This is a genomic window from Candidatus Steffania adelgidicola (assembly GCF_020541225.1).
Classification (GTDB): Bacteria; Pseudomonadota; Gammaproteobacteria; order Enterobacterales; family Enterobacteriaceae; genus Steffania; species Steffania adelgidicola.
This window is the reverse complement of record NZ_CP045889.1, coordinates 347,167-360,907: the sequence shown is the minus strand read 5'-3', so window position 1 is coordinate 360,907 and position 13,741 is coordinate 347,167. Positions and strand designations below refer to the sequence as shown.

5 protein-coding genes and 1 tRNA gene are annotated in these 13,741 nt (G+C 35.1%); 3 read left to right on the top strand and 3 right to left on the bottom strand.

What is annotated here, in order from left to right; all coding sequences use genetic code 11:
- Window positions 1-2,678: 2,678 nt before the first annotated feature.
- The 3 genes from gpmA to orn form a co-directional block, all read right to left on the bottom strand.
- Window positions 2,679-3,431: a 2,3-diphosphoglycerate-dependent phosphoglycerate mutase gene (gene gpmA / locus GFK82_RS00920; protein WP_226811060.1), complete on the bottom strand. Its 753-nt coding sequence runs from the start codon at window positions 3,429-3,431 to the stop codon at window positions 2,679-2,681.
- 2,479 nt (window positions 3,432-5,910) lie between these two features.
- Window positions 5,911-5,985: transfer RNA gene (locus GFK82_RS00915), tRNA-Gly, on the bottom strand.
- Window positions 5,986-6,137: 152 nt separating this feature from the next.
- The gene (orn, locus tag GFK82_RS00910; protein WP_226811059.1) at window positions 6,138-6,683 is read right to left on the bottom strand and encodes an oligoribonuclease; all 546 of its coding nucleotides are present in this window, start codon (window positions 6,681-6,683) and stop codon (window positions 6,138-6,140) included.
- A 103-nt stretch (window positions 6,684-6,786) separates the two neighbouring features.
- Here orn and rsgA point away from each other — a divergent pair, with 103 nt between their 5' ends.
- The 3 genes from rsgA to GFK82_RS00895 all read left to right on the top strand — a co-directional run bounded on the left by rsgA (window position 6,787) and on the right by GFK82_RS00895 (window position 12,366).
- Window positions 6,787-7,824, top strand: a complete 1,038-nt coding sequence (gene rsgA / locus GFK82_RS00905) for a small ribosomal subunit biogenesis GTPase RsgA (protein ID WP_226811058.1) — start codon at window positions 6,787-6,789, stop codon at window positions 7,822-7,824.
- 83 nt (window positions 7,825-7,907) lie between these two features.
- Window positions 7,908-8,783 (top strand): archaetidylserine decarboxylase, encoded by an 876-nt coding sequence (gene asd / locus GFK82_RS00900; protein ID WP_226811057.1) that lies wholly within the window; start codon window positions 7,908-7,910, stop codon window positions 8,781-8,783.
- Window positions 8,784-11,142: 2,359 nt separating this feature from the next.
- Window positions 11,143-12,366 (top strand): phosphopentomutase, encoded by a 1,224-nt coding sequence (locus GFK82_RS00895; protein ID WP_226811056.1) that lies wholly within the window; start codon window positions 11,143-11,145, stop codon window positions 12,364-12,366.
- The last annotated feature ends 1,375 nt before the right edge of the window (window positions 12,367-13,741 follow it).

Genomic DNA, 13,741 nt, shown 5'->3' with positions numbered 1-13,741 from the left:
ATTTAAAATTAGATTTAGGGCGCCTTTATCAGAAAGGGCAATAATAGATATTCTTATCAGCGCCTAGGCCCTCCAAATGACCTCATCCCTTCAATACTAGACCATGGAGTCTCAAGAAAAACTCTTTACAGCGGAAATGTTCAAATACTGTCATTTCTAAATGTTTTGCAATCACTTCTTCCATAAGATAAACCGGTATAGACAGTGGCTGTCAGCCCAGATCTGACTGGTTTTGAAAATGTTTTTAGAATATTTCTATGCGTTTGAAACTAAGAGTTTTAATCATATTTTGATTCATCAAAAAAATCTTATTTGAAAAAAGCAAATGAAGGCCACCAGGTTACTCTTTCATACACTAGCGAATTACGCAACATCAAAATATGAGTGATTGCCAGTAGCGTAATTTCATAGCCCGTACCCCATAGAAAACAATTATTAGCAATCGATATTAATCATCACAAGATTGATAAACCAGACATTATTTCCATTAGCATTGAAATATTATAAAATCTCGGTTGGAGCCAAGAAATACATGTGATTGCGCTATGCGCAGAATCACAACCGAGGCAATCCCAGACATATGCAAGGTAGTTGAACTAGATTTTCTATCAATAATCATTTACCGACTAATGACAACTCACGCTTATTTATCGTAGATAAAATAGTACACATGGTAAGTAAAGCTCTATAATACCGCCTCGCGCTTTTTCCGGAGATTCATAAAATGAAGAACTGCGACTTATCCTGTTCGCTCATTTCACGTCTAAATAAGATATCGGTTACCATTATCCTCGCTGATACCAATTAGTTCCGAATGGGATTATTTACGATAGTGTAAGTATTAAATACAATATGCGATTTGAATTTTTAAAGCTCTCCCTCAATTTGATTGATTACCATCAATCTGCAGCTCAGATAAAAATCACCGGTTATATCGTTACGAATAATGCAATTCTTATCCTTGATGCATCGCTTCAGGAAGAATTGTCAATCACCGAGACTTCTTTAGCAAACGAGTCGATAATGTTCTTATAATCCTAGTGATAAATATAGTCTACCATGATCTTTAAACACAATACCAATCACAAAGGAGACAAAGATACGTCAGTATCACTAGAAATTATAGTGACTACTTCAGCTACTTAGCTGAGTAGCTAACCTTTAGCACTGTACTACATTATAAAGAGTCATTACATGACAATATAATCCATGTATATCTTATCAAAAGATCGATTTAAACCACATATAACAACATATCCCTACTCGATGTAAAGGTAAATCTCTTTGTATTTCTTTTATTACATCATGCCAAATAAGATTGGTGTTATAATTATCGCCATCTCTTCCCTTACTTCATAAGTCTTATTCCTATGCCAGTAGATCTTCACCATATAATTTAGTCGTATTGGATGATGAGTACCTTGTGCTTTTAAAGAAATAAAGACAATGAAATATTAATTTCACCATGGAAAAATATGGATATGTGCTATTACTACAGCGAATCACATAAAACAGCCAATATCACCGCGACAATTCCCAGTATTTTTACCAAAAAATCTTAATACTATCGGAAATACTCTTTTAGTATTATCGCCTTCTCTAATCCGATCAAGATACGGAGATTTTTTCCGTTACCAAAATACCTACGCAAGATTAACATTTATTTTCAATAGAGCATTATCTCGGTTTCGGTAAGTACCTGGTTATAAACCAGGGGTTGAAGAATTATTACAAAACAATAACTCTTATACAAATAGACTTAATCACTTCCCCCTGTTAAGATAAAGAACACTAGAATATTATTAATGGATAAGACAAGTGTTTTATATAAATAAAGATTTATAATCATATCATGATTAAAAATCAATACCAATCATTACCTTATATTTCATATAAATGATCCACAACAGACTATTGTAGATTTAAAATTAAACAACTCTGACTTTGCATTTCAGAACCCAGTCAACCATATAATAATCCTGTAGGCATGCAATAAAAATCCATTCAGTAGAAGTTCCATAGCAAATCTTCTCGCCATATTTAAAAATATGGAGATTCTCTAAAACACTTTTCTCTCTTAATAATACAGTCATTATTGTATAGATTTCACTCCATCTTATGCAAGCATAAAATAAATAAAATACGCTAAAACACCATGAAATATCTAAAGACAAAAGTATACGGTAATTGAAAATTATCAATTGAATGATGGGAATACCATTGCACGAATATTTATTCTTGAATAGAAATTGCGCAACACTCAGAAGAAATAAATATTCGAAAATCTAACATCAATGCTAGATGTTGTGACTTCCCTGGATATTTACCAGGTTTCATTACATGCAAAAACAATAAATTCTAGAAAGAAAAAGATGTTGATATCAACAAAGAGATTATCTTCTTAGTTCGAATGGAAAGATTTTACTATCATCTTCATAACTATAACCCCGCATCACTACGTTATACGTCATAGCGCCTAAAATCCTTACGATAGATTTTCTTTTAAGTAAAGAACTCTTTTAGTTAAGTCCGTTAGCGTCAAAAAACAATAGCATCCATATTTATAATCGAAAATCAAAAAAGATAAGGAATCTTTGCGAACCCAAAACAACATACAACATATAAAATACTTTCCGGTTAAAGCAATGTAATATAGACCTTGCCTCAATCTCTATTGCTTACTTTATTTCGCCATCATTAACAACCTCAGCAACTTTGGCAGCCATCTCATTATCCTCTGTAAGATAGTAATGCTTAACCGGCTTCATATGGTTGTTAAATTCATACACTAATGGTATCCCTGTCGGAATATTAAGTTCTATAATTTCTTCTTCGCTTAGATTATCTAAAAATTTTCCCATGGCACGAATAGAGTTTCCATGAGCGGCGATAAGAATCCGCTCACCACGCTTCATGCGTGGTAAAATTTCCTTATTCCAATAAGGAATAACACGATTTACTGTCAATTCAAGACTTTCTGTGCTAGGAAGTTCTTCCTGACTGAGATTGGCATAGCAAGCATGGTGACTTGGAAAGCGTTTATCCTCTCGAGACAGTCCCGGAGGCGTAATCGCGAAACTTCGGCGCCATTGTTTCACCTGCTCCTCACCATATTTTTCTGCAGTTTCAGCTTTGTTAAGTCCTTGTAGAGCGCCGTAGTGGCGCTCGTTTAAACGCCAAGATTTTTCTACGGGAAGCCAGGCTTGGTCCAATTCATCCAGAATATCCCATAGGGTATGAATGGCGCGCTTCAATACAGATGTATACGCGTAATCAAATCGATAACCTTTCTTTTTTAAAACTTTACCCGCTTCTTTTGCTTCAATACGCCCCTTCTCAGACAAGTCGACATCGGTCCAACCTGTAAAACGATTTTCGTTGTTCCACTGGCTTTCACCATGACGTATAAGAACTAATTTAGTGAAAATCATTAACCGACCTCTCAAAATTCAATCCTAAGGTTCTTATGATAACTCGTATGTTATATAACCCATTTACATTATTGAGTAACTTAAAAAGTTTAATATCAGAAATAAATAACGCATTACTTCGGAAAAATAATGTCTTTTTTAAAGATGGACATTTAATTCCAGATTAATCTTGAATACAACTCGATGGAATTTTTCTTCCCCAATACCGACTAAGACAATGCTTAATTCTAGAGAATATTATCTTACCCGGATCCTTATCGGAAATATAGTGTCTATATCCCTATGACAGACATCCAAGGATGCACGGTGTTTACCTATAACCATACACGATGAGAGACGTCAGTCCTCTTTACACAAGTCCTTATCAATAAATAATTAATTTTATTTTACCCAACATAATCTCTTTCATCCGAGATGAAAAGTCTATCGTTCAATTTATCACCATTATCGATCAGTACCTAATCAACGCTATGCAAGACACTCCGATTATCTTACTCCGTAAACGTCTTTCATTGAAAAGATACCCAGCGTTAATGATAGCATCTTTAGGATGATGCTTCTTGTGGAAAATGAGATCACCAATTAAATGAATAACGAACACATCACACGATCAAGATCAATATATCCAAACATAAGACAAGTCATAAATAGTTTATTCATGACTAATCTGACGCCAGAAAAACATCGATAATATTTAATATATTAATCTAAACATTTGTAATTTTTAAAAAACATAGAATTTTTTAGATTCTATATCTCTTTTTTTAAAATCACAAATAAATTTATAATAGGAGACATTAAGATCGTTTAGTGATTTTTTTTTCGATAGCAGATAAATGTTTTTAAAATTCTTGCATAAGTCAGGTGTATCTCTATTTCTCTCAAATCTAGTGTATGTTTATGACTCTGTAAACATCATGTCATAAGATATAGAGTGCAAGTATAGAAGTATTCTTCTATATTACAGATATACATCCTTCCTTTTCTTTTATCGATAGCACTCTCATTCCAATAAAGTAACTATTTAGTATATAAAAAACACTGTGTGTTATATATAAACATAAATAAAATCACGTTGCTTAGCTATATAGTCGCGCTCGAATCATTAGATGATTTTTTATCGATCAACCCTGTGTATGGGTGATGAGATCCATACTCAGGGATTTCTATCGCGAAGCAACATCCTCCCCCTAAGATAGGAAGCGGGTATTCTTTAGATTAACAATCTTATATTATCTTTCAGATAAGTGTTGGAAGATCTCTTTATATGAAATATCATCATATTGGCGATTAAAACTATATTTCTTATTTATTTAATAGAAACACTGAACTCCTGATCAAGCAATTGGATTGTATTTACTTAAAAAGAACTTCTTTCGATCTAAATGATTTTCTAAAAATCACACGTACATATACCTCTCCTGCTATATCTCAATCAAACTGCATACATTAAGGCACTAAGCAGAAATTGATGAATTATTCTTTAGGAAAAGAAAGCGATAGGCGCATATCTGTCTCTAAAAACATTACATCTTCGATGTAATCGGAAATGTTTTCATCTTGTACATTGATTTTTTTAATTTCTATTTATTCACCACTAACAGTCAAACACTAAGAAATAAATGGACTGTATTTACAATATCAATACCACGACGCTACAGGGAAGGATAAACCCCACAAATTATATCAAGCAAATTAATAATCTTCTGCATCCAAAACCCAAGGGTATAATTAAGAGGGGGGGGCAATTAAGCAATATAATTATAAATTATATGATATGATGAGAAGTTCATTCTCCTAAATTAGTTTAGTGTTTGTACATCACAATCTACCGATATCTTGGAGATTATCAGCAAACTTTATATGAACATGAAATTAATATTCAGACATTAACCCATATTACTTTCTATGAAAAATTCATACCAGAGTTCACTCTGGTAGCATTAAAAAGCCATTTTATATATACGACCTTTTGGGTTATTGCAGAATATATAACTACTAAAATATCAAATTCGAAAGAAACCTACCTTACTTAAAGCAAAAAGTAAGCAATCAATAAATATTGCGTGAAAAACAATAGGCCATATTCCTATAATTATTTCTTAATGTTTTAATTTTAAGAAATAATTGGTTGAGAGAGGATGTAACACTCTGCTAAAGCAAACACAAGACTATAATTATAGTTCAAGATTGCTGATTCTCACTTTAGGAATAAAAATAAATCATGATGATGTTTTTCTTAAGTAGGTTCCTTAGTTAGGATATGTTAACATGCTGAACTGAGGTTTTCTAACTGATATAGTAACTTAAAACAGAATTTATAGTTTATAACCCTAGGTTACCACTAAGAAGACACGTCTTTAACATAGCGGTCAATATTTTTACAATGATAAAAACAAAGACGACCTGAGATTTTTTTATCGGTACTAAAAAACAAAACTTTTGCTCACTACAGTTAGTAATATAAAAACACAAAAAATGGAGCGGGAAACGAGATTTGAACTCGCGACCCCAACCTTGGCAAGGTTGTGCTCTACCACTGAGCTATTCCCGCTTAAAATTAAAACGCGAACATATTGCGTCATAAAACACTTATCATACGGAAAATTTAATCAACTGCAAGCCATTCTGAATAAATAGCTAATTGGGGTAGTGAGAAATTAGCCTAAAACATTACAACAATTCAATAACATCTCTCCAAGCTGGCTATACCCGGATAAAATATTTACGATAGTACATCAGTTGTGATACCGACTCCCGGATATCATCCAGCGCCTGATGATGGCTCTTCCTCTTTAATCCGTTTAGGATTTCTGGTTTCCAACGGCGCGCTAATTCTTTTAATGTACTAACATCTAGATACCGGTAATGAAAATACGCTTCTAGCACCGGCATATGACGAAATAAAAAACGGCGATCCTGACCGATGCTATTACCGCAAATCGGCGATTTGCCGGCAGGTACCCATTCAGATAAAAAACACAGCGTCCTTTCTACCGCTGCATCTTCATCTAGTTGGCTATGTCGAACACGGTCAAGCAACCCACTAGCAGTGTGGGTTCGCACATTCCATTCATTCATGAGATCGAGCTGGGCGATTGATTGATGTATGGCTAACACCGGGCCTTCCGCCAGAATAGTCAGATTAGCATCAGTGACCAATGTAGCAATTTCGATAATCCGATCGCGCTCAGGATCCAGACCAGTCATTTCCAAATCAATCCAAATTAGGTTGTTATCATTTAGCTGCATAATTTTCTCAAAGAGAGAGATTTTACGATTTATTTAATAGGATACTCTGTATGATAGCTATTTTTTATTATTTCGGATGATATATCCGTACTAAGTGAGACTAGTGAGTAAAAATAAACTGACTAAACGTCAAGAACGCCTGGTAAAAGTAACTTATCAACGTCGTCTTCAACCATATGATCGCAAGAATACTCCACGAGATGCGTTTTCGTATCAACAGAGTCAAGATGGAGTTGTCGTCAGTCGGCTTGGCATGCATGCCGACGTCGAGAATGCCGCGGGCCAGATATATCGTTGCAATCTTCGTCGAACACTCACCTCGCTAGTGGCCGGCGATAAGGTGGTCTGGCGCACTAATAACCAACAATTATCCGGAATTAATGGTATCATCGAATCGGTCTATCCGCGTAGTTCCGTGCTAACGCGCCCCAATTTATATAACGGGATCAAACCAATTGCAGCCAATATGGATCAAATCGTCATCGTTGCTGCTCTTTTCCCCGAGTTCTCTTTAAATATTATTGATCGCTATCTCGTAGCGTGCGAAACTACCATGGTAGAACCACTGATAGTCCTGAATAAAATTGATTTGCTAGGACCCGCATACCGGGCGGTAGTGGAGAAACAAATCGCTATCTACCCTCGGATCGGATATCGAGTATTATTAGTATCTAGCCGAACCGGTGAGGGAATCAAGCCTTTTCAAGAGGCACTAACCGGACGAACAAGCATTTTCGCTGGTCAATCTGGAGCTGGAAAATCAAGTTTACTCAATATGTTGAGGCTGCCAGATCAAGAAAAAATTCTGGTTAACGTCATTTCCGAACACTCAGGACTAGGACAGCATACCACTACAACTGCCCGTTTATATCATTTTCATCATGGTGGTTATCTAATCGATTCCCCAGGGGTACGTGAATTTGGTTTATGGGATCTTGAACCTAGACAGATTGCTTCGGGTTTCGTTGAATTTAGGAATTATCTAGGCACCTGTAAATTTCGTGACTGCCGACATAACATCGAGCCAGGATGCAGAATCCGAAGCCTCGTCAAAAGCGGTGTCATTCCTCAAGAACGTTTTGATAACTATCATCGTATTCTTAATAACATAACGCAGATTAAAACTCGTAAATCGTTTTGATATCCTGAATGCTAATATTTATCCCTATTTCTGGTACAATACCATCTGTTTTCACTATGAAATGAAATGGGAAAGAGATCGGCGTGCTAATAAGGATAAAAACAGCTCTAACACAATACTTTCTCCCTAAACGCTTGCTAACTGTGATAGCCGGTAGCTGGGCTGAACATCGTGGAGGATGCCTTACGCGCTGGGCAATCGCGCTATTTATACGGATATACAAAGTTGACATGAAGGAAGCACAACAGCCAAATATCTCCGCCTATTCCACCTTTAACGAATTTTTTATTCGACCATTGCGCAATAATGCTCGGCCCATTCATAACGACCCTAATGTGCTAGTATTACCGGCGGACGGGACTATTTTGCAGCTTGGTTCCATTCAGGGAGAGCAGGTATTCCAAGCGAAAGCGCACTACTATAGTTTAGAGGCATTGCTTGCTGGCAACGAGTCTATGATCGCTTCTTTTCGAAATGGCAGTTTTGTCACTACTTATCTAGCACCACATGATTATCACCGGATTCATATGCCCTGCAACGGCGTATTGCGAGAAATGATGTATGTGCCAGGTAAACTATTTTCGGTGAATCCGCTAAGTTCGGCTAGCATTCCCAATTTATTAACTCGAAATAAACGGGTTATCTGTCTATTTGACACTAATTTCGGCCCGATGGCGCAAATTCTAGTTGGCGCGACCATTATTGGTAATATCGAGACCGTTTGGGGAGGAGCGCTTCCCTCCTCACAAGGAGGGAAGATCAAACGGTGGCAGTATCCGCACGCTGATGCTGATGAGGCCGTGATAATTTTGAAAGGCCAGGAAATGGGACGATTTAAACTCGGTTCCACCGTTATCAATTTATTCCCCGCTAAAAACGTATTGCTGTATGATCATCTTTTCAGCGGATACGTAACCCGCGTCGGTCAATGCTTAGCGCGAGGCATAACACAGATATAGGGGTTATTCAAGATTAATATCTTATTCAGCTAAGAGTTTTCCGGATACTTAATTATTACCGTTTTCTTCTTATCTAACTGCTAGGCTACCCGGTCATACATCCGCTACTCATCTAGCTAATAGTCTTACTTAATGTTAATCACATACCCTTTACACCAAGAATGGAGTTCGTTATCTCGTAACGAATATCTCTCTTTTATTCCTGTATGATAGTAGAATATATATTCTACTATCATACAAAAACATGCTGCACTAGACAATCAAAACCGATGTTGTTTTCTTATTAGATATTATCTAGAACAACATCACTTTTATAAAAATTTTAAGGGCATTACAAATAGTAATACAATGTTGAAAACTATCATTGACATTCAATATTCGCCAACAAAACGCGCACAGGATAAGGACCCTAAGCCAAACTGACCCACAACTATTACTCCAAAACTTATAGTTTTAGTCTTTATTCGCAACCATTACAATACTTGCGAATTAACAGCGACCCTTTAAATCAAACATTACAGGTATGAATTAAAATATGCCAAGCGATTCATGTTGAGCCATATCGACTCAAGGCATGACACACTAACCAGTTTTAAATAAAAGAGATACAGAGCGTTTTATAAAACACTAGAAACCCCTGTGATTGCACGGGAAATCATTTAAAAATATTCATACTATATAGCCATGATGTAATAGATACTATATTTTTGATAAATGGAAACAAAAATCTATATTCCTCATCTGAATATGAGCAAAACAAAGCAATACACCAGACAATATTCCTGGTGCCCGATGATTAACTAATCCGGCACTTTTATTACAAAGATCAATAAAACTAGCCTAAAATCGAAGAGAATTAAATTTAATGTTTCACTATACGTTATATTTTCAATTAAGTCATATGACTATGTTAGTTTCCCGTATCTTATACGTGTATCATTTCTGATATTGCAGAATAAATATGTTTTAATTTTTTTTATTTGGTTCTGTAAACTCAAATCCGAATTTTTTTTAATTACCAAAAATTATTCTCATCATCATGCATTGATTAATAAAGTATTCAACATTATATCAATAATTTTCATCGGTTTTATACATGTCTCGCTCTAAAATATTTTTCACAAAAATATGGGATTGTAAATTTAATTAAACTGTATACTAATCTTTCATAAACTTTACAGTTTATGAAAGATTACAGTCATTCATTTCCAGAATTGAAAATTCCGCTTCATGATAATCTTAACCTATTGAATAAAATTAGATAGTGATTTTTAAATATTTTACACCTATTCTATCATTAACTATGTATTTCTATTTTCTGATACAGCTATAGGTTAATTCTACAAACTTCATCATATTAACTGTCATATGCAAGGAGTTAAATGTATATTTTCCAGTGCTGACTTATTTTTGATGGCTTTTAATAGAGCCTCGCAATTTCCTACCGCTATATATTGCTTTCTAATTAACTTATATAAATAGTGTTATATATAACCACTCGTCTTAATCTCGGTAAAAATAGATAAAATTATTGAATTACTGAGTTGATAGTGGATGTAGTACAGATTTCCCATGGATCGGTTTTGATTCCAAAGACCACCTTTTTTACTTTGACGTACATTTTTATTATTTTATACACAGTAAAATACTGAGGTGATTAATCAATACTGACATTCAGGATCTATTTCAAAAGTGATAATTTTCATTATAAACAGAATTTTTATCATACTAATATAATCATTAAGTATTATTTGGAATAAGGATTCATCTCATTAAGGTGTTGATTAAATAAATACGTTAAACGAATAATCAAGCTTAAAGATAGTTAACACAGTATTACCAATAATCTTAGCGATCACGTGAGTATAGAAGTCAAAGTTAATACAAAATTTAACTCTACAATCTTATTTGTACGTTATGATTTAATATAATTAATTTGAATCTTTATTCATGAAAATTTTTAATAATTAATGGCATTCTTATGAAGCCACTTGGGATATCCGAAAATATTGATACATCTTTTCCCTAGATGAGTTTATCCTATAGTACAATCTCCTGCTGTTGGACGAATAGCGCCTTACTCATCCAGTTCCGGTGAGTAGAGAGATTATTAGTTATAATTTAACTTAACTTAGTCTCATTTACTTTAAAGTGATAAGGTCATGCGATACCATCGGCCATCCATCGATACTCTCAGCTCAGTAATATAGGACTCCAAGGGTTATCGCTATTTTAGCGCAGCATGACGAGGGAAAATACTTAATTCCTCACCTTTTTATTTTAGAAGCGATAAGTATCTTTCTGCGCATACATGACAGCATCGATAAGTTTTGATCCCACTGAAAGTAGGAGAATAATAATGCAACGTGCATTTATCATCGTCTTGGATTCATTTGGTATCGGAGCAGCAAAGGATGCCAATAAATTTGGAGATTACGGAGCAGATACCCTAGGTCATATTGCTGAAAGCTGTGCAAAAGGTCTAGCCAATCAGGGTCGAAACGGCCCATTAAAATTGCCTAATCTAACGAGCCTTGGGTTAGCTAAGGCTGCTGAACAATCCACAGGTTTTTTCCCGGCAGCCCTAGAGAAAAAATCAGAGATTATTGGTGCTTATGCCTATGCCAGCTCGATTTCTTCCGGTAAAGATACCTCGTCGGGACACTGGGAGATAGCAGGCGTACCCGTATTATTTGACTGGGGATATTTTCCAGCAGAAAAAAACAGTTTTCCTTCAGAACTGCTCACTGATCTGATTGCCCGTGCGGATTTAGTTGGTTTTCTCGGTAATTGTCACGCTTCAGGGACAGTGATTCTTAAGCAGCTAGGGGAAGAACATATTCGAACGGGAAAACCAATTTTTTATACCTCAGCTGATTCGGTATTTCAGATTGCCTGCCATGAAAAGACTTTCGGACTTCAGCGCCTATATCATATATCTCAGATAGCGAGAGAACTGCTCACTGAGAGTGGTTACAATATCGCCCGCGTCATTGCTAGACCTTTTATTGGCGAAATATCCGGTTATTTTGAACGCACTAGCAATCGATATGATTTAGCCGTTCCACCACCTACTGATACCATATTACAAAAGCTAGTAATGGAAAAGGGTGGCAGAGTGGTATCGATAGGAAAAATTGCTGATATTTATGCACAGGTAGGGATCAGCAAAAAAGTGAAGGCTATCGGCCTTGATAACTTATTTGACGAGACGATACGAGAAATAAAATTAGCCAGCGATAATACGATAGTCTTCACTAATTTTGTTGACTTTGATTCTAACTACGGACACCGACGGGATGTTACTGGTTACGCGGCGGCGCTAGAATTATTCGACTATCGTTTGCCGGAACTACTATCGCTCCTAAAAGGAAATGATATTTTAATCCTAACCGCCGATCACGGCTGTGATCCGACCTGGCAAGGGACCGACCATACTCGTGAGAATGTGCCAGTATTGATATACGGTCCAAAAGTAAATCCCGGTTTTTACGGCCATCGTACAACCTTTGCTGATATTGGGCAGACAGTAGCACAATATTTTGATCTCTCACCAATGCTGTATGGCAGAGCAATAATTTAAGCCATACATCTATTTTTAGAGCGATATTCTCGCCTCATTAATATAGAAAAACACTGGTAGTGTTTCATGATCACAGCCATACTGAGAACTAAGTCTCGATGTTAATCGGATAAAATCCCGCCTTAATAACCTCTATTACATGATACACCTGGTAAATGTGAAGATTCTCGAGTGCAATAATACTGAAATAAAAATTTGTATAATTTAATTATTAGCCAAATAAACAATCAGATTCAATTCGCAAATAGAAACAACGTGATTATGTTAACGATAATCGATAAAAAACACCATTATGCCATGGTTTTAATAGGAATACGAAACCAGTGATATAGTCATATGGAGCCAGACCCTGATGTAACTACGCTATATATGCGCTGGTTACAACAGAACACTCACATAGACAAAACTTATCGGCTTATCTAGAAATATTTCGAAATATTCCATTAGATAGATAATGTGTCTAGATATTCAATTTCCGAGGATTATAATATTCTTGTTATAATAGAGAGAACAACATCATTTAAAATTCACGCTGTATTTTAAAAAAAGCTGAATTTATTATCACTCATTAAGCATAATAATGGCTCTATGCTAAGTACGTTAAAATAGAACATGTGATGGTGATTGATAATCATGGTAATCTTCTACATTCTTTATAGAAGATGCAATGGGTAAAACAGGTACTACCCGTTAGGGTTTCCCTAAGAAATGTTTTTCATCCTTTAATCATTAAAGAATGCTTGTTAGCTAACACCTTCCTCTCTCTGAATTTTAAATAGTTTTCGCTCGCTGTTTACATAGGCATAGAAGACAAGTGAATACACAACATAATAATAAGATACAAAATTTATCGCATCAAGTATTTAACTGCACTTGACTCAATTATTACATCATTAGAATGATATAAAGCATCCTTCTCAACTTATGTATAAAATCTTGCAGTGCAACTTTATACTAGTATAAGTTGAGAGACGTATAAGTTCTTTATCATGGTTTCTCCTAGATTTCTAAAATTGCAATCAATAAAATACTTCTTAATCGATGTTTACCAAGTAAACACATATCCATTCATGTGTGCTAATAGTAAATACCAAAGAATTCACAACTAAATTTTAACTCACCAAGATGCGATAAGTTCAGTAAACACAAATGTTTACAATTATATATCAAAATTTATGTAAAAACATAAATTTTACTGACCAGTAATACAAAAAACAAAGCTGATGCTAAAGTGATTGTAAAAAATACATATAGCTGTATGAAGTATTCTACTTCAACACCAGTCGTATCCTTCTGCTTAAAAAGCAGAGTTCAAAGTACATCTCTATCTTTAATTCTGTTATGAGTTATTAGTATCAATAATATTTAGATTAAA